Genomic DNA, 18,797 nt, shown 5'->3' on the forward strand with positions numbered 1-18,797 from the left:
GTCTCAGTATTTCTTTAATGACCATCCAAACTTCACTGCAAAGACATAATCCGACTGGGCCGCCTCCACCTGAGGCTGATTGTCAGTATTGAGGGTATACCTCAGCCCTAGGTAAAAGTGGTTGAGAAATTTGTATTTGATGTCCAGATTAAGATTGGTGCGGACCCGGCCAGATTCACTTAGTCCCGGAAAAATGCTGGCATCCAGAACAGATTCCCAGCGCTCAACAATTTTCCCGTTGTAATGCGCACTCAAAAATGATTCGGAACTACTAAAGTTGGTTTCCGATGTTGTATACCGCTCAGAGTTGGACATGATACCTGCGCTTACGGACAGGATTTCGTCTGAGCGGTGGATAAATATCTTTCCCAATCCGGCAAAAATATTCCTCCGCAGTTTTAAACTCTGCTCTGAGCTAGAATAGAGATTAAGCTTACTTGTCACAAACCACTCCTTGGATAGAACATACGAGGCCGAAAAAATCCCATTCCTCCAGTAGTTCAACACTGTATCCACGGAATTGGAAAAAGCGGAATAATCCGCCTCAAAAACCCACCTTCTGGACCGATAAGCGGAGTTGATCCCCAGGTTGGCAGAGAGGGAATTGTCGGCTTTGATCCGGTTGATCCCAAAATCCAAGCTGACTTTCAACCCGTCTTTAAATTTCCTTGGCTTATCCTCATTTACATCAAACACTCTCCTGGAACTGAAAAATACCACGGAGTCTGCACCGGCTATCCCGATTTGGCCCGAGTGTAGGGTATCCACAGCCAAGGCTCCTCGCCAGTTTTTGTTGCCCACATCATTGAGGACAAACCTGGAAGCAGATTGGATCCGGATCAATTCCGAAAATTTTATCTCAATGGCATCTTTGCGGTATTTCACTTTCAGACTGACCGATTCTGCATTGACATTGTCAATTTTCCCCACCAAGACATCACCATATTTTGTAAAAAGGGTGTCCTGCTGGGCAAAAAGCGGAGAAAGCATGACCAAACAAATTCCAATACCAAGCAAAACAGACTTAAGAAAAAATCTAAATTTCAATTCGAACATGGTAAACATGGTTAAAATGGGAATTCCAGGACCCCGGGCCTTTTCCCTGATAGGACGATTGGTTTGAATGAATGAGCACGAACAGGCCCAAATTAGCATGAACTGGATAAAGTTTAAATGTTCACCAGACCATTCATCGATTTATTACTCTGGTAAAATAGGGATTGTTTTACCTTCAAACTGAAAAATACAACTACTCATGAGACAACATCAATCCATCTGCTTGCTGCTGTGCCTTTGGGCCATGCTGGGGCAGGGAGTCAGTGCCCAAACTACTTACCAAACTCCCCCACAGTCCATCGCGGACCTGTTTAATGCATCTCCAACCCCTTCCGTCTCATTCAATAAAGACGGCTCGATGATGCTGATTCTCGAAAGAGCCGGTTCACCCACCATCGAAGATTTGGCTCAACCTGAGTTGCGGATAGCTGGAATTCGAATTAATCCGGCTATTTCTGGGCCAAGCAGAGCAAGCAGCTTTAACAATATCAAAATCAAAAAGACCCGCTCTGGAGAAGAAATCCAAATTAAAGGATTGCCTTCCAATGCCAAAATGAGTGGCTTTTCACTTTCTCAGGATGAAAAATACCTGGCCTTTGCCAACTCCGAGGCAACGGGTATCAGTCTATGGGTTATAGATTTGACAAGTTTCGAAGCTAAAAAACTCACTGATCCAATTGTAAATCAGGTTTTTGGAAACTCTATTGCTTGGATGTCTGACAATTCCCTGCTGGTCAAATCCGTAAATCCCAGCCGTGGCACAATTCCTAAAGCGCCAGCGGCTCCTGTTGGCCCTATCGTTCAGGAAACTTCGGGAAATGCCGCACCTAGCCGTACTTATCAGGATTTGTTGACCAATCCATACGATGAGGCACTTTTCGCATACTTCATGGATTCTCAATTGATGAAAATCACAATCGATGGAAGCAAAACACCAATTGGAAAGCCGGGCTTGATCAAGTCTATGGACATCAGTCCGGATGGTAATTTCCTTCTGGTGGAGGCTATTCAAAAACCGTTTTCCTACTTAGTACCTAGTGATAGATTTCCATACAATGTTGAAATCTGGAAATCAAACGGTGAACTGGTGAAAACCATAGCTGAGATTCCATTGGATGAAGTTCGCCCTACGGGATTTGATGCCACTGTGAAAGGGCCTAGAAATATCAATTGGAGGGCGGACAAACCTGCCACACTGTATTGGGCAGAGGCACAGGACGGAGGAGATCCTAAAGTGAAAGTGGCTGAGCGGGACATGGTTTTCACTTTGGATGCTCCTTTCTCCGGCGAAAAACAGAAACTCGCAGCCACTTCCCTGAGATTTGGAGGAATCAATTGGTCAGATGATTCCTTTGCGATTTTAAATGAGCGTTGGTTTGCAAGCAGAGTCGAAAAGAAGTCTGTGATCAATCCCTCAAATCCAAGTTTGGCTCCTCGGGTAATCATCGATCGCTCATCAGATGACATTTACACTGATCCGGGAGAACCGGTTATGACCGAAAATGAGTTTGGAAGAAACGTCTTGCTGCGCAAAGGTGACTTAGTCTACATGACCGGAGATGGTGGAAGCCCCGAAGGAAGCATGCCATTTCTGTCCACTTTCAACACCAGCACCAAAGAACAAAAAATCCTCTGGAGATCTCAGGCACCATATTATGAGCGTGTCACCAAAGTCATGAATGCTGATGCTACGGAATTCATCACCTTGAAGGAAAGTACCGATCTCCAGCCCAATTATTGGTTGGTAAACACCAAAAAGCGGATTGCTCCGATGCAGCTGACAGCTTTCGAGCATCCGTACGAATCCCTCAAAGGAATCCAAAAGCAATTGGTGACTTATAAAAGAAAAGACGGACTGAGTCTATCTTCAGTAGTCTATACACCGGAAGGATACGATTCTGCAAAAGACAGAAGACTTCCGGTTCTGATGTGGGCATACCCAAGAGAATACAAGTCTGCTGCCGACGCTGCTCAGGTACGGGGTTCAAAATATACCTTCACCAGATTGAGTTGGGGCTCACCTATCTATTGGGTGACTCGTGGCTATGCCATCATGGATCAGACCGAAATGCCGATTGTGGGTGAAGGGGATCAGGAACCCAATGATTTCTTTATCGAGCAATTGGTGGCCAATGCCGAAGCTGCCATCGATCACATTGTAGAAATGGGAGTCGGTGACAGAAACAGAATCGCTGTGGGTGGTCACTCGTATGGAGCATTTATGACTGCAAACCTTCTTTCGCATACTGATATTTTCGCCGCAGGTATTGCCCGAAGTGGAGCATACAACAGAACCTTGACTCCATTTGGCTTCCAATACGAGCAGCGAACCTATTGGGAATCGCCAGAAGTCTATTTCAACATGTCCCCTTTCTCCTTTGCACATCAGGTAAAAACTCCGATCCTGTTGATCCATGGTGAAGCAGACAACAATTCCGGTACATTCCCGATCCAATCCGAGCGCTATTACAATGCACTGAAAGGCCATGGAGCAACTACCCGATTGGTGTTTTTACCGCATGAAAGCCATGGCTATGCCGGAAAAGAATCAGTCCTTCATACTCTGTGGGAAATGGATACTTGGCTGGAAAAGTATGTAAAGAATAGGAAGTAACAGAGGATTTTAAACTCTTCCAAAAAATCAGACCTGCCAGGTTTTTGAAAACCTGGCAGGTCTTTTTTGTAAAATGGATTTAACAAAAATGCCTAGAAACTGTAAAATCAATTTTACAATTACCCCAAATCCGTCCCCCACATAAAGATCAAAAACAGAATTCCAAGCGCAATTCGATACCAGCCAAATGCGGTGAATCCATGGTTGGACACGTATTTTAGGAACAATTTCACCGCAATCCAGGCAGATATAAACGCAACCACAAAGCCAACAGCAAGCATGATCAGTTGAGCTTGGTCAAAAGCCAAATCGGACTTGATTAGATCATAGCCTCCCGCAGCCATCATGGTAGGTACAGCCAAAAGGAAGGAAAACTCCGTCGCCTGTTTTTTATCCAAGCCGTTAAAAACCCCGCCAATGATCGTCGCAGCAGCTCTTGAAGTTCCCGGAACCATGGAAAGGCATTGACACAGCCCGATGAAAAAGGCGTTTTTGTAGGACATATCCTCCACCTCGGCAAGGGTAGATTCTCTCGCCACGACTTTTTTGTCAATTAGGATCAGGATAATTCCGCCCAAAATAAGAGAAACAGAAACCACGATTGGATTAAAAAGGTAGCCTTTGATAAAATCATAGGCTAAGAGTCCGACTACTGCAGTTGGGAGAAATGCTGTAATGAGTTTAAAGTAGATATCCAAACTCCGGAAAAACCGCTTGATATACATTAAGGCAATGGCCAGAATCGCACCCAATTGGATAAAAACCTCAAAGGTCTTGACAAATTCATCCTCGTGAATTCCCATAGCAGCCGAGGCCAAAATCATGTGTCCGGTGGAAGAAATGGGCAAAAACTCAGTGAGGCCTTCGATAATGGCAATAAGGATGGATTGAAAAAGGGTCATGGATAAGATTTTTTAACTGGTGCAAAACTAACAAACCGTAGCGGAAGGCAAGTTGAATTCCGTCAAAGGAAAAGAGATTTTAACGTCCCGTTTTGACTTTGTTCTAATATTTCCTTTCTTCACCTAAACTCTTATCGACATGAAGCCCGTATTTATTTTATTCATCTGCCTATTTTTTTCAGGTACAATAAACGCCCAGGAAATCAAAGAAACCCCTTTTACGAGTAGCATTCAGGAAGTTATCTTGTTTCTTTCCGGCGCTCAGATTTTTGAAAAAGCACAGGGAAATATTCCTGCCGGAGAATCGCTAATCCTGATCAAAGGACTTTCGCCCTATGTGGATGAGAAAAGCATCCAAGCGAAGGGAATTGGAAACTTCACCATTCAGGCGGTTAACAAGCGCCTTGACTTTCTCAGCGAAAAAGAAGTCAATGAAAAAGTAAAAGCACTCGAAGACAAAATCCAGGAAATCCAATCCAACCAAACCAAGGAAACCACTCGGCTGGAGATCCTTGCCGAAAAGGCCAGTCTGCTCGATGCCAATAAAAAACTCGGAGGAACACAGGGCGGAACCAACGTGGCCGAATTAAAACAGGCGATGGACTTCTACGAGGCGGAACTGACCAAGATCTCTACCGAGCGGGCTCAGATTAATACGAGCATCCAAAAAGAGAATGACGAGATCATCCGCTTGGAAAATCAGATCCGTGCCATGCTGGAAAGCGAAAACAAATCCACTTCCGAGATCCGCATCCGGGTCAAGGCTCCAGCGGCTGGCCAAGCCAGCTTTGAACTGAACTACCTCGTCGCCAATGCCGGCTGGTATCCCAAATACGACGTGCGGGTAAAAAACGTAAGCTACCCACTCTCACTCAACTACAAAGCAGAAGTCTATCAAAATACCGGTGTGGACTGGAAGAATGTCAAACTCCGCTTCTCCAATGCCAATCCCAACCAAAGCGGACAGGCTCCTCAACTTGAAAAGTGGGAATTAAACTACGCTAGACTGACGACTTTCAATCCTAGAACGCAAGTATTCGGCTCGGTGGCGGGCCGCGTCACCAGCTCGATGGACGGCACTCCGATTCCTGGAGCCTCAGTTTTGGTAGTGGGAACCACTATTGGAACAGTGACCGATACGAATGGAAACTACTCGCTGACTTTGCCAAACGACGCTAGTCAAATCCTGGCTTCATTCATCGGCTACCAATCCAGATCCGTCCCGATCAACTCCGCGCAACTCAACATTATCTTAAATGAAGACACCTATGCGTTGAACGAGATTATGGTAGTGGCAGATGAATTTGAAACGCTTCAAGGAAGAGTTGCTGGTGTACAAGTAGATTCAAGAGCCAAAAAATCGATGGCTCCGCCCCCAGTTGCCGCTCCCTTACAAACCGAAGTCATCGAAAACCAAACCACCGTCGAGATCGAAGTTTCCGAACCGTACAGCATCAAGTCCAATGGGGAAAAAACGTTGGTCGATCTTAAAGCCTATGAGGTGCCGGCCATCTACCGCTACTCGGTGATCCCCAAGCTGGACAGCGATGCCTTCCTGATCGCCGAGATCGCTGACTGGAGCAAATACAGCTTGCTGGAGGGAGAAAGCAACCTGTACTTCGAGGATGGCTTTGTTGGCAGATCGATCCTGAATGCCTCCGCACTGGAAGACACCCTCCTGGTTTCCATGGGTCGTGACCAATCCATTGCCATCCTACGGGAAAAGATCGAGGAGTACTCCAAGAAGCGCACCATCGGATCCAATGTCACCGAAAACAGAGGCTACGAAATCTCCCTGAGAAACAATAAATCCCAACCGGTTATCCTCAAAGTAGAAGACCAAATTCCAGTTTCGGTCAATTCTTCCATTGCTGTCACAACTTCTGAACTTTCGGGAGGAAAACTCGATCCTCAGACGGGGATTATCACTTGGGAGCTTACTCTAGCACCCGGAGCTCAGCAAAAACTTTCGTTCCAATACGAGGTCAAGTACCCCAAAAGTGAACGTGTTATCTTAGACTAACAAAAAAAGCAGCGGCCATCGACCGCTGCTTTTTCTTTTATACAACCTCTTGTTTTTCATTCCAGTCCGGGAAGCAAACCTTTGCTCACCCACAGAAAATCCGGTTCCAAAGCAATGGCTTTCTCCCAAGTTGCTTTCGCCAATTCAGGATTGCCTTCTTGCTTTTGAATCACCCCGAGCCAAGCCAGATTGTCGAGATACATCCAGTTGTCCTCCACACCTATCTTTTCAAATTCTGCATTGGACTTGGCAAAAGCCTTAGCTGCCTCTTCCTTGTCTCCGCCCCACATTTCGGGGGTGAAATATTTCTTCCCTGCATACATTTTGAGAACAAGTCCAGAGTTGGGTTTCAGTTTGATGGCTTCGTCGAGCAGTGTCCCGCTTTTTACTCCATAGAACATCGCCTTCATCGGACTGTATGCGATTTTGTAGCCATAAAGTGAAGAAAGCAAGGCTTTCGCTTCGGCCTTAAATTTTTTGGATTCCGCTAATTGCTCGAGTCTTTCTTCCAGGCCATCCACATAAGCATCAAATAGTCGTTCATCTTGGTCTCGCATGGTAGCGTTGATCAGCCCGTATTCCATCAGAGCTAGCTCAAACAGATTTTCCTCAGATGGCGTGTTTTGGTAAGTTTTGGTGGCCAAAGCCACATTGGATTTCCAAGTCGCTTTATCCTGTTTCAGGTAAGCTTGGTAGCCCAATTTTCTGAGATCTTGGGTAAAGCCCATGCTCATCAAAGTAATCATGATCAAAAAGGCGAAGATTCTAGAGTTCGATTTCATAAGTTGTAGAATTAAAGTTTGGAAAGTGTCATCTCAAAAAACTTGACCCAATTGCCACCGGCATTGTATTCACCGGTTTCAAACCATTGTCCGTTTTCCTTGATTTCAATGATGTAGCGAACTTGTTCGCTCGGAAACCAGTAAAGCTTTTCCCCGATCAATTCCGCTTTGAACGTGCCTTTTCTGCCATTTTGAAGAAAAGAAGTAAAGTCAAACTTTCCCTCACCCTCACCCTCGGCATCTGTGATCAGCGCCAAAGCATTATGGATGACTTTGCCATCGGAAGTGCCCAACCCTTCTATCAACACGGCAGTTCCGCCGAGTTTGACTTGGATGTTTTCCTCCTGTTCAAAAGTGTAACGCTTTTGGTCCTGAGCTATCATCCAACCTGAGCCTTTCCATTTTCCTTCCAAAAATGAAAGTCGGCTGACTTCTGCCTTTGCAGCTTCATTGACTTCGAATGATTGCTGACCCGATGCAGCTCCCTGAAATCCAGTCAAAATCAGGGAAAAGACGAGTAATTGAATTAGAATTTTCATAATGTAAATTGGTTTATGTTATAAACTAAATCGACAAATTTTTTTAGGAAATGTAGTTTTTCAGATTTTCAACATAGTCCTCAAATGCCTTCACTCCAGCTTGGGTAATCTTACAGGTGGTGAGTGGTCTTTTGCCTTTGAATGACTTTTCAATCGAGATGTACCCAGCCTTTTCGAGCTTGTCCAGCTGAACACTCAGATTTCCCGCAGTTGATTCGGTTTTCTCCTTGAGGAAAGTAAATTCAGCCTCTTCCACGGCAAGCAGTAAGGACATGACGGCAAGTCTAAGTTGGGAATGGAGAAGCGGATCAAGGGGTTTAAACACGTTCACGACAGTTGTTATTCAAATAATATCCTGGCAAAAGATAACCCAGAACCATAGCAATTCCTGAAACTAGGTATTGGGCAGAAATCGGCAACATAAATCCTATCACTGCCGCGACCAAAAGTAATAAACCACCTCCACGGACAAAATTAACCCGAATTAGTGCTCCTGTAGTCCACATTCCAATTCCGGCAAGGATAAGAATAATTGGGTTTTGATAATATCCTATCACAGGCATAAAGGCCAACATAATCACGATCCCAACAAATACAGTGATCCAAACCTGATTGATCACTTCACTGATATGGGATTTGACCCGGGCTTTTTTGGCAATCTGAAAACCCTTCCAGAAACTTACAATTGCCGCTGGCGCCACCAAGAACCACACATAATACGGATATTCGTATCCAATCTTTTCCAGGGTAAAATGGCCAAAATTGCATATGGCAATCACCCAACCCCAAAGCCGCATCTGAAACCCGCCATCACCGGCTGTTTCCCTTTTTGCCCTGTTGATCATCTCCGTGATCAAAGCCAGGGACTCGTTGTTACTCAATTCTTTTTCCATGATGTTGATTTTGACAGATCTAACGGAACAAATATAAATAGGTTTACATTATAAACTATTTTACAACAAATATTTTTCTGAAATTATTCTGGTCCTTATTAACTTGAACCAACCGAAAGCCAGCCAGATGAAAAATATTTTTGACCCAATAGTCACTTCCGAACTTATCAATCGGATCAATCAACTGAAACCCGAAAGTCCTGCCATTTGGGGAAAAATGACAGTAGACCAAATGCTCGCCCATTGCTCTGTTGCCTATGAAATGGCTTTTACCAACAAGCATCCCAAGCCCAATGCCTTCATGCGCATGCTTTTGAAAGCGTTTGTAAAAAATGGCGTGGTCAACGAGGTACCCTATGCCAAAAACATCCGTACGGCTCCGGCTTTTATCATCAAAGACAGGAAGAATTTTGAAGAAGAAAAAGCCCGATTGATCAAATACCTGGAGCATACTTTAGCACTTGGTCAGGATCATTTCGAAGGAAAGGCTTCTTTATCATTTGGCCCAATGACTGCCAAGGAATGGAATAACCAATTCTACAAGCACTTGGACCACCATTTGACTCAGTTTGGGGTATAGTTGAATTAACTTCTACCAAAAAGTCTGACTTTTTGAAGAATCTTCTTGACTCAAAAAGAAATGAACAGTTAATTCAAAGCATGATTAAAACCAAAGTTATTTTACTCCTCTTACTTTTTCTCATAGGAGTAACTCCACTCTTTTCCCAAACCAAAAACCCACAATTGTCACATTGGGAAGCATTGATTAGTCGGCAGCTTATTTATCCAAAAGAAGCAAGAATATCCAAGAAGGAAGGATTGGTAGTAATCTCTCTTTCAACGGGTCTTGATTCCAACTTAACCGAGATCAAGTTGGAAAAAAATGCGGGAAAGCTATTCGACGACCAAACTTTGAAAGCTGTAGAAAATGTCCGGGATCTTTGGACGGATGACATGATTGCCGACCGAGAACCCGGTGAAACATATCTTTTGGTATTTAATTACTATTTCCTCAAGGAAGGCAACTCCAAACAAGATCGAATCAAATCAGCAATGAATTTGATCCAAAAAGGAAAGCCTGAAAAAGCCCTGCAAATCGCCGAACGGATGGTGAATGAAAATCCTTATGATGCCACCGGGCTCCAACTTAGTTCACAGATCAACCGTCAATTGGGTGAGGAAGCAGCAGCTACCTCTGATTTGCTTGCTTATCAAGAAATGTCAGAAAAAGTATTGACGCAGATCGACATCAAAGTTTATACGGTCGTAACCACAAGAACGGTCACAGGGACATTTTGATTGATATCCTGACTTTAGATTAGTGTAACTTTGATGGGTCAGAAATCCAGACACGATGAAGAATTCAATCTTTTACCTCCTGATTTCAATCTTTGCCTTCTCCTGTTCCAAACCTCAAGAAACGGAAAAAGAGACCGAGAAACCGGACACTGAACTCAGCAAAGAATTAAAGTCAACAGAATCAGAACCAGTCACCGGAGCCACTCAGCATACCGGAGACAACTCCCAAACCTCTCTCGATTGGCCGGGAACCTATTTTGCCACGTTACCCTGTGGGCATTGTGAAGGAATCGAGACCTGGGTCACCCTAAACCAAGATGGAACTTTTGTATTGAAAACCCATCACATGGGCTTAAATGATGATCGGGAAGAAATTTTCACGGGTAAATTCACCTGGGACCCAACCGGATCCACGATCCAATTAGAGGGTTTGATCGGCGGAGCTCCGGGAAAATACAAAGTCGGCGAAAACCAACTCTGGCATTTGGATCAGGCTGGCAATCGAATCGAGGGAGATTTGGCAGACCATTATATTCTCAAAAAACAATAACCTCACTTAAACCTTACAATTTTGCCGTGCGCTTTGGAGGTCATTTCATGTGGGATGGCTTCTGAGATTTCCCTATAAAGCAGTTCTACCAATTTTTGCTTCAAAAAGCTTCGGTTCAGAATAATACTTACTTCACGGGTTGGAGCAGTTCCTGCAAAAGGTCTAAGTCGACCTTTCTCTTCCTCAGAAAGTTCATGGGTAGCAAGTTCAGGTAGTAAAGTCATTCCCTGATATCGATTGACCATATTTTTCAACCCTTCCAAGGAACCGCTCTCGTAATGGAAGTTTTTGTGGCCGCTACTGGCTTGGTCACAAAAATTGATCACCTGATCCCGAAAACAGTGGCCTTGCTGCAAAATCCAAAGGTCCTCAGACTTAATCTGGCTGGGACGAATTTCTTTCTCTTGAAGCAAAGGATGATTTTTGGACAGGTAGGCATAGAACTTCTCGTAAAACATGGGTTTTTCCACAATTCCATTTTCTTCGAGCGGCGTCACCACAATACCCAGATCCAGCTCGTCATTCTTCAGTCTCTTCACAATTTCTTCTGTGACCATTTCCTGAACCTCCAGTTTTACGTTGGGATATTTTTCCAAAAACTTCCTGATAAATAGATGCAAAAGATAAGGTGCCAAAGTCGGAATGATAGCCAGCTTGATCGTTCCTGAGATATCTCCTTTCAACTGGGCAACCAACTCAAAGATTCCTTTACTTTCTGACACCACTTTTTTTGCCTGGGCGATAATTTGCACTCCGATTTCCGTTGGAATTACCGGCATTTTGCTCCTGTCAAAAAGGATCACTCCGAGCTCTTTTTCAAGTTTGCCAAGCTGAGCACTGAGCGTTGGCTGGGTGACAAAGCAAGATTCGGCAGCATGGCCAAAATGCCGGTGTTTATCGACTGCAATCAGGTATTCGAGTTGTTGAATAGTCATTTCATGTGATTAAAATTTGCTTTTCATTTGCCACATTGAATGCCCTCGTTAATCATCTTCCTTGGTGAGTAAGCTCTCACATGGGCATTTCAATAGAAAATATCTATGAAGGTAACCAAAGAAACAGAAAAAAGGGTTCGCCAAGTGAGCCGAAATTTTTCATAAATCACCTTTGATCAAGTCTCTTGGGGATTTAGTCAAATAAGCTTTCGGAAATTTTCCATACCTGCCTAAAAGAGTTAATTTATTCTCGCTATTTCACTGAAAATCAATAACCCAAAATCATTACCATGAGTAACTCCTCTTTTTCCAGAAGAAAATTCCTTGGCGCCAGCCTATTGACCACCGCAGGCCTCAGTCTAATTCCCGAATTAAGTTTTGCATCCTCTGCCAAACCCCTGTTTACTATTGCTCACGAAAGAGTCCGCTTGGGCTTCATCGGAGTCGGAAGACAGGCGATGGGCTTGTTGAACAATTTTATGAAAATCCCCGGAGTCGAAGTTGTGGCAGGTGCCGATGTCTATGCAATCAAGCGGGAACGGTTTGCACTCCGGGTTCAAAAAAACTTATCTGAAGCTGGGAAACCCAATTTGGCGCCCAAACTTTATGAAGATTACCGCGAACTATTAGCCAATCCGGAAGTGGATGCCGTGGTGATTGCCTCGCCAGATCATTGGCATGCAATCATGGCCATAGACGCCTGCAAAGCCAAAAAGGACATCTATCTGGAAAAGCCTTTGACTTTTACCATCAAAGAAGGACAGGAATTGATCAAAGCCGTCCGCTCCAATGGCGTAGTGTTGGCAGTAGGAAGTATGCAGCGGGCTGCAGTCAATTTCCAAACCGCTGCCATGCATGTTCAAAAAGGCAGGTTGGGAAAAATCTCCCAAGTTTTGGTCTATGTGGGCGAAAACCCACATCCAAAGCCATACGACCTCGCGGAAGAAACTCTTCCTGCTGGACTGAATTGGGAAAAATGGCTTGGACCAATTCCTTCCCTACATTTCAATGATCAGCTCAACCCTGGAATATCATTGAATCCCGAGAAAAATGAAGCAGTATGGGGTGCTTGGAGATGGTATAAGGAAACAGGCGGAGGACTGATGACAGATTGGGGAGCGCATATGTTTGACATTGCGCAGTGGGGACTCAGTATGGATAGAAACGGGCCAGTTAAAATTATTCCTGCATCAGGCGATACTCCGCTCACCTACCGCTATGCCAATGGGACGGAAATGTTGCTGACCAAATTTGATGAGGCAAGAGCTGGTGTAAAGTTCTTGGGAGAAAACGGATGGATAAATGTTTCAAGAGGGAATTATGACACCTCCATCAAAGAGTTGGAAATCGGAAAAGAGCCTGAAAATTTCACCTTTGGAGCACATCATGTGGACTTCATCGACTGTATCAGAAAAAGGAAAGACCCGATTGTACCTGTGGAAATCGGACACAGCACTTGCACGGTATGCACCTTGGGAAATATCGCAAATGAATTAGGCGGATCCCTGAAATGGGATCCAATTGCTCAGGTATTCACAGATACTGAAGCCAATTCCAAACTGCATTATGCCTACCAAAAAGGGTATACTCTGACTTAAAATTCTCACTTATCCACATAGGCTATGAACTTTCCTAAGCAAAAGATTATTCTGGGTGGGCTATATTTATCCACAGTCTTTATCTTTTCTCAATGTGGAAAAAGTACCCAAACCTCCACTGAGGAGACCCCCATCAGCACAGAAGCATTTGTGCCAAATCCCCAGGTAGTTTCGGAAAAACCAATTGCAAAACTTGCCATTGGAGATCAGGCGCCGCCATTCAACCTTCCGGATATAGATGGAAAATTCCATAAACTGGAGGATTTTGGTGATGTCGATGTTTTGGTGGTGAATTTCACTTGTAATCACTGTCCGACTGCACAGGCTTACGAGGATCGCTATATCAACTTGGTAAAAGAATATGAAGGCAAATCAGTGGCCTTCATTGCCATTTCTACTAACAGCCCAATTGCGGTTTTACCCGAAGAACTTGGCTACACAGACCTTGGTGATTATTATGAAGAAATGAAACTCAGAGCTGTGGATAAGTCTTACAATTTTCCCTATCTCTACGATGGGGACACCCATGAATTTTCCCTTGCATATGGCCCCACGGCCACACCGCATGTTTTTGTATTTGACAAGGAAAGAAAATTGAGCTATTCCGGCAGGATCGATGCTAAGGAAAAACCAGGAACCGGAAATGCGGAAGATCTGAGAAACGCAATCGAAGCAACATTGAAAGGAGAACCTTTACCAGTCGAATCTGCACAAACACCGGCTTTTGGCTGTTCTATGAAATGGGCTTGGAAAAATGAATACACCATCAAAACCAATAAAGAGTGGGCGGAAAGGGAAGTTACACTCGAAAAGCTCTCTCCTTCAGGTTTGGCTGATTTGTTGAAAAACGATACCGATGAACTTCTTTTGGTAAATTTTTGGGCCACCTGGTGCGGACCATGCATTATTGAATATCCTGAATTCGTGACCATGCAGCGTATGTATGGTGAGCGGGATTTTCAATTTGTATCTGTTAGCATGGACACTCCCGATCAAATTGACAAAGCCTTGAAATTCTTGAAAGGAAAAGTTTCTGCCCTTCCCAACTACCTCATGGACACTGAGGACAAATACGAAGTGATCAAAGTGGTTGGCAGTGATTGGGACGGAAGCTTACCTATTACTCTTTTGATTGAGCCTGGAGGAAAAGTCGCATACCGCGTTCCGGGGACTATCGATGCTTTAGAATTGAAAAAAGCAATTGTGGATCACCCGATGATCGGAAGGTATTATTGATTTCGGGCTTCAGAGATGAGATTTCACATTCGCGGATCACTGAAAACTGAAGCTGATCTATTGGAAATAGGATTGGAAACAAGTAGATTGTATCCAATCATATTTTAATTTTATGGCAAATACAGATTTTCCTTCGATCCGGCTTTCACAAGCACTTTACACCACATCAAGATTGCTTATCCAACAAATTCAGTCCAAACTGAATGAATTTGGACTGACTTATCCACAGTTTTTGGTGATGTTGATTCTTTGGGAAAATGACGGGTTGAAAGTTCACCAGTTGGGTGAAAAACTCAGTTTGGATTCCGGTACTCTTACTCCGCTCCTGAAAAAGCTTGAAAGTCAAAACATCCTGAAACGAAAACGCGGAGAAGCAGACGAAAGAACCGTGACCATCCATCTGACCTATCCAGGAAAATCACTCCAAGTCAAAACCTTGGAGGCTATCGCCATGTTGGAAGAGCAACTGGAAATCCAGCTGGGAAAAGAAACTCAAAAACTTTTACCCGGAATGGAGGACTTTTTAGACAAACTCAAAGCTCTAAAAATTTAAAATGGAAAAACTGATCGTAGACTACACAGCGGTGGCTGTCAACACCGGGGGAAGAAAAGGACATGTACGGACCGATGACGGAATCCTTGATTTTGATGTGGCCATGCCCAAAGAAATCGGTGGCGAAGGTGGCAAAACCAATCCGGAACAGCTTTTTGCGGCGGCCTTTGCAACTTGCTTTGGTGGGGCATTGGCTTCTGTTGCCGGTAAAACCAGCCTGCGAGATTCTGAGATTAAGGTGAAAGTCCACTTGGGACACTTCGGCCCAAAAAGCTTCGGAATCGCCGCAGATATCGAAATAAAAATCCCTCAGGCGGAATCCCTTGAACATGCCCAGCAATTGGCCGACTTAGCACATCAAAATTGCCTGATCTCCAATGCGACAAGGGGAAATATAGAGGTGAATGTGAAGGCGGTAGAGTGAGTTGTTACAGTGGATAATTTTTTCTACTTTCAAACTATGTCAGACTTCGAAATCATATTGAAATTCCAATCACTACCGGAAGAGATGAAAAAGAAGGTATTGAAATTTATGGAATCTCTTCAACCTACTTTCAAAAGTCCTCCCAAAAAAAGGAAAGCCGGTTTGGCAAGTGGAAAAATCAAGATCAAACCTGGCTTTGATGACCCAATTGCCGATTTTGCTGACTATTCATGAATTTTTTGATAGATACACATGCTTTGCTTTGGTTCTTATCAAACGACCCCCTTCTTCCTATCAAAACCAAGAATTTGATAGAGACCTCAGAAGTCTGCTTAGTTAGTGTAGCTACTATTTGGGAGATTGGAATCAAGGAATCTTCTGGAAAACTTGAATTAGAATTTGGATTTGAAAGACTTATTGAAATTATCAAAGAAAGCGGCTTCACAATTTTACCTATCACTTTAGATCATGTGTCTAAAAATCACACTTTGGAGTATTACCATAGGGATCCTTTTGATAGAATTTTGATAGCTCAGGCTATTTGTGAAAACTTGGTATTAATCTCAAAAGATTCTGAATTTCAAAATTATGGCGTGCCCGTGGTTTGGAATTGAAAAATTTTTAGGCTTTAATTAGATTAAGGACCCAGCAAAAGACAAGCTATAGCTTGCTTCATTTCATTTTTTGGAAAGCTATAGCTTTACATTTTTTGCTTGGTTTACCTAAAAGTCTGACTTTTCCCCGATCGGTAAGTCACAAAAATCCAAAACCGCTTATCTTCCCAGCAAGACCACCCTATCCCTTATGAAAAAAACTTTACTCTCATTTGCCCTCGCAGTCACAATCGCACTGGGTGCTTTCGCCCAGATTCAGACACCTGAACAGTTTTTGGGCTACAAGCCCGGAGATCGATTCACTCCCCATCACAGAATGGTCGATTACTTCGAGCATGTCGCTGCCCAAAACCCGAATATCAAACTGATCCAATACGGGGAAACCAACGAAAAACGCCCATTGATCATCGCCGTCCTCTCCAGCCCTGAGAACATGGCTAAGTTGGAACAAATCCGTACCGACAACCTCAAGCGGGCGGGTTTGGTGGAAGGGAATCCTTCGACCGAAATTCCTATCAACTGGATGTCTTTCAATGTCCACGGCAACGAATCTGTAGGTATGGAAGCTGCGATTTCCTCTTTCTATACCCTTGCTGATCCAAACAATGCCAAATCACAGGAATGGCTGAAAAACCAGGTGGTAATCATTGATCCCTGCATCAACCCTGACGGACGGGATCGCTATTCCAACTGGTATAACCAAAAGATGAATACCACGCTCCAGCCAGACCTTCAGTCTCAGGAGCACAACGAACCTTGGCCAGGAGGTCGTGCCAACCATTATTTGTTTGATCTGAACCGGGATTGGGCTTGGCAGGTGCAGGTGGAATCCCAGCAGCGATTGAAAGTGTACCAACAATGGATGCCTCAATTGCACCTGGACTTTCACGAACAGGGAATTGACCAACCTTTTTACATGGCTCCAGCAGCTGAGCCTTTGCATGAGCAATTGACTCCTTTCCAGCATGAGTTTCAGGATATTTTCGGGAAAAATACCGCCAAATACTTTGACCAGATGGGCAGGTTCTACTTTACCAAAGAGCGATTTGACTTGCTTTATCCATCCTATGGGGACACTTATCCGATGTACAACGGTGCAATCGGGATGACCATCGAGCAGGGTGGCGGCGGACGCGGTGGAATTGGCGGCTATAATTCTGTAGGTGATACGGTGACCTTGAGCAGCCGGATTGCCGGACATTATACTGCTGCCATGTCAGCGGCAGAGGTGACCAGCCAAAACGCCAAAAGATTGGTGGATGAGTTTGCCACTTACTTCAAGTCCAACTCCTCCAATCCCAAGGGACAATACAAAAGCTTTGTCATCAAAGGGGGAAGCAATCCTGCTCAGGTGGCCAAATTGCTTGAACTTCTGGACAAAAACGGAATAAAATACGGCAAAGCTGGATCAAAATCTGGTCTAAAGGGGTTTGAATACCAAACTGGAAAATCCGAGGTGGCTTTTTCTACCTCCGACAAGGACATCGTGATCAATGCCTATCAGCCGAAGTCTGTCCTGGCGCAGGTTCTTTTTGAACCTAATCCCAAATTGAACGACTCCATCACCTATGACATCACCAGTTGGGCCATGCCTTATGCTTATGGACTTCAAGGTTATGCCTTGGAATCAAAGCTGGATGCTTCCGGTGAATATGAAAAACCAGCTTTTAGCCCAAATCAGGCAGGAGCAACGCCAGTCGCCTATCTCGCCAACTGGCAAGGAACACGGGATGCGGCATTTTTGGCAGCACTCCTCAATCAAAAGATCCGAGTGAAATATGCCGAATATTCCTTTGTAGTTGAGGGAAAAAGCTTTCCAGCAGGTTCATTGATCATCACCAAAGGTGGAAATGAGTATGTGCCTGATTTTGACAAAAAAGTAACTGACACAGCCAACAAATTCGGAGTGATCCTAGCCACTACACAAACAGGATATGTAGATAAAGGGAAAGATTTCGGTTCGCCAAATATCAAAGTGATCAAAGCACCAAAAGTGGCTTTGATTGGCGGTAACGGCACTTCTTCCCTGAGCTTTGGGGAAATCTGGCACTTCTTTGAGCAGGAACTTAACTTCCCGATTGTTAATCTGGATGCCCAGGCTATGGGAAATTATGACCTAAGCAAATACGATGTGATCATCTTACCCTCAACTTTTGGCTCGGCCCTGAATACAAATGCCCAGCAAAAAGTTACCGATTGGGTGAAGGCTGGAGGTAAACTGATTGCGATAGATGCCGCACTGAATCTGTTTGTTAACAAGGAAGGATTCGCATTGAAGAATTTTGACACAGAAGAAGAGAAAAAGGCAGCCGAAAAAGCTGCTGCTGACCTTTCCAAACAGGAACGATTGGAGCCTTATACCGAAGGAGAAAGATTGGAAATTGCTTCTGGAACTGCAGGCGCGATCTATGAAATCAAAATGGACGAAACTCACCCGCTTGGATATGGTACCGGGGGCAAATTCTATTCCCTGAAAAACAACTCCAATCGCTTCTCTTACCTCTCGGGAGGAGCAAACGCCGGAGTTATTGCATCCAATGACGCCTATCGGACAGGTTATATTGGATACAAAATCAAATCCAAAATGGGTGAATCTCTCGCCATCGGAGCGGAAAGGCAGGGTAGAGGTCAGATCGTTTACTTTGTAGACAACCCGATTTTCAGAGGTTTCTGGGAAAGCGGAAAACTTGTCCTGAGCAACGCAGTCTTTTTGGTAGGCCAATAGACAATCCAACACCAATTTTACAACAAGCCGGTTGCTTTTCAGCAACCGGCTTTT

General features: G+C 44.2%; 19 protein-coding genes. 12 read left to right on the top strand and 7 right to left on the bottom strand.

The annotated features are described in order from the left end of the window. Positions 1-3: 3 nt before the first annotated feature. Positions 4-1,065, bottom strand: a complete 1,062-nt coding sequence (locus B0E43_RS17720; protein ID WP_217349181.1) for a DUF481 domain-containing protein — start codon at positions 1,063-1,065, stop codon at positions 4-6. Positions 1,066-1,255: 190 nt separating this feature from the next. Here B0E43_RS17720 and B0E43_RS17725 point away from each other — a divergent pair, with 190 nt between their 5' ends. Beyond that, entirely contained in the window at positions 1,256-3,670 is a 2,415-nt protein-coding gene (locus B0E43_RS17725; RefSeq protein WP_077352244.1) for a prolyl oligopeptidase family serine peptidase, read from the top strand. A 119-nt stretch (positions 3,671-3,789) separates the two neighbouring features. On the opposite strand, the gene B0E43_RS17730 is transcribed toward B0E43_RS17725, so the two are convergent. Then, positions 3,790-4,572 carry an undecaprenyl-diphosphate phosphatase gene (locus B0E43_RS17730; RefSeq protein ID WP_077352246.1) on the bottom strand — a complete coding sequence of 261 codons (783 nt, stop codon included), beginning with the start codon at positions 4,570-4,572 and terminating at the stop codon, positions 3,790-3,792. Between the two features lie 139 nt (positions 4,573-4,711). Between B0E43_RS17730 and B0E43_RS17735 the strand changes: the two genes are divergently transcribed. Next, positions 4,712-6,595, top strand: a complete 1,884-nt coding sequence (locus B0E43_RS17735; RefSeq protein ID WP_077352248.1) for a mucoidy inhibitor MuiA family protein — start codon at positions 4,712-4,714, stop codon at positions 6,593-6,595. 56 nt (positions 6,596-6,651) lie between these two features. Here B0E43_RS17735 and B0E43_RS17740 read toward each other — a convergent pair whose 3' ends face one another. From B0E43_RS17740 to B0E43_RS17755, 4 genes are read right to left on the bottom strand one after another with little or no spacing between them, the layout of a single operon-like run. Continuing rightward, complete coding sequence (locus B0E43_RS17740; protein WP_077352250.1) at positions 6,652-7,377, bottom strand: hypothetical protein; 726 nt, start codon at positions 7,375-7,377, stop codon at positions 6,652-6,654. Between the two features lie 11 nt (positions 7,378-7,388). After that, a complete protein-coding gene (locus tag B0E43_RS17745; RefSeq protein ID WP_077352252.1) occupies positions 7,389-7,916 on the bottom strand; it encodes a hypothetical protein in 528 nt (175 codons plus the stop codon). A 43-nt stretch (positions 7,917-7,959) separates the two neighbouring features. Beyond that, positions 7,960-8,241, bottom strand: coding sequence for a transcriptional regulator (locus B0E43_RS17750; RefSeq protein ID WP_077352254.1), 282 nt, complete (start codon positions 8,239-8,241; stop codon positions 7,960-7,962). Continuing rightward, positions 8,234-8,809 (bottom strand): hypothetical protein, encoded by a 576-nt coding sequence (locus B0E43_RS17755; RefSeq protein WP_077352256.1) that lies wholly within the window; start codon positions 8,807-8,809, stop codon positions 8,234-8,236. Before B0E43_RS17755 ends, B0E43_RS17750 begins: the two co-directional genes overlap by 8 nt. 127 nt (positions 8,810-8,936) lie before the next feature. Between B0E43_RS17755 and B0E43_RS17760 the strand changes: the two genes are divergently transcribed. The 3 genes from B0E43_RS17760 (at position 8,937) to B0E43_RS17770 (ending at position 10,658) form a co-directional block, all read left to right on the top strand. Continuing rightward, the gene (locus B0E43_RS17760) at positions 8,937-9,389 is read left to right on the top strand and encodes a DUF1569 domain-containing protein (RefSeq protein WP_077352855.1); all 453 of its coding nucleotides are present in this window, start codon (positions 8,937-8,939) and stop codon (positions 9,387-9,389) included. An 80-nt stretch (positions 9,390-9,469) separates the two neighbouring features. Next, entirely contained in the window at positions 9,470-10,108 is a 639-nt protein-coding gene (locus tag B0E43_RS17765) for an energy transducer TonB (protein WP_077352258.1), read from the top strand. 55 nt (positions 10,109-10,163) lie between these two features. Next, positions 10,164-10,658: a copper resistance protein NlpE gene (locus B0E43_RS17770; protein WP_077352260.1), complete on the top strand. Its 495-nt coding sequence runs from the start codon at positions 10,164-10,166 to the stop codon at positions 10,656-10,658. Positions 10,659-10,660: 2 nt separating this feature from the next. On the opposite strand, the gene B0E43_RS17775 is transcribed toward B0E43_RS17770, so the two are convergent. Beyond that, positions 10,661-11,593 (bottom strand): hydrogen peroxide-inducible genes activator, encoded by a 933-nt coding sequence (locus B0E43_RS17775; RefSeq protein WP_077352262.1) that lies wholly within the window; start codon positions 11,591-11,593, stop codon positions 10,661-10,663. 290 nt (positions 11,594-11,883) lie between these two features. Here B0E43_RS17775 and B0E43_RS17780 point away from each other — a divergent pair, with 290 nt between their 5' ends. The 7 genes from B0E43_RS17780 (at position 11,884) to B0E43_RS17810 (ending at position 18,743) form a co-directional block, all read left to right on the top strand. Then, a complete protein-coding gene (locus B0E43_RS17780) occupies positions 11,884-13,191 on the top strand; it encodes a Gfo/Idh/MocA family protein (protein ID WP_077352265.1) in 1,308 nt (435 codons plus the stop codon). Between the two features lie 24 nt (positions 13,192-13,215). Next, positions 13,216-14,427, top strand: a complete 1,212-nt coding sequence (locus B0E43_RS17785) for a redoxin domain-containing protein (RefSeq protein WP_077352268.1) — start codon at positions 13,216-13,218, stop codon at positions 14,425-14,427. A 112-nt stretch (positions 14,428-14,539) separates the two neighbouring features. Then, positions 14,540-14,980: a MarR family winged helix-turn-helix transcriptional regulator gene (locus tag B0E43_RS17790; protein ID WP_077352270.1), complete on the top strand. Its 441-nt coding sequence runs from the start codon at positions 14,540-14,542 to the stop codon at positions 14,978-14,980. A 1-nt stretch (position 14,981) separates the two neighbouring features. Continuing rightward, positions 14,982-15,404 (top strand): Ohr family peroxiredoxin, encoded by a 423-nt coding sequence (locus B0E43_RS17795; protein WP_077352272.1) that lies wholly within the window; start codon positions 14,982-14,984, stop codon positions 15,402-15,404. A gap of 36 nt (positions 15,405-15,440) precedes the next feature. Next, entirely contained in the window at positions 15,441-15,638 is a 198-nt protein-coding gene (locus B0E43_RS17800; protein ID WP_077352274.1) for a DUF2281 domain-containing protein, read from the top strand. Beyond that, complete coding sequence (locus B0E43_RS17805; protein WP_077352276.1) at positions 15,635-16,018, top strand: type II toxin-antitoxin system VapC family toxin; 384 nt, start codon at positions 15,635-15,637, stop codon at positions 16,016-16,018. Before B0E43_RS17800 ends, B0E43_RS17805 begins: the two co-directional genes overlap by 4 nt. 190 nt (positions 16,019-16,208) lie before the next feature. Next, on the top strand, positions 16,209-18,743 hold the full coding sequence (locus B0E43_RS17810) for a M14 family metallopeptidase (RefSeq protein ID WP_077352278.1): 2,535 nt from the start codon (positions 16,209-16,211) through the stop codon (positions 18,741-18,743). The last annotated feature ends 54 nt before the right edge of the window (positions 18,744-18,797 follow it).

This window comes from Algoriphagus sp. A40 (assembly GCF_002002735.1).
Lineage (GTDB): Bacteria > Bacteroidota > Bacteroidia > Cytophagales > Cyclobacteriaceae > Algoriphagus.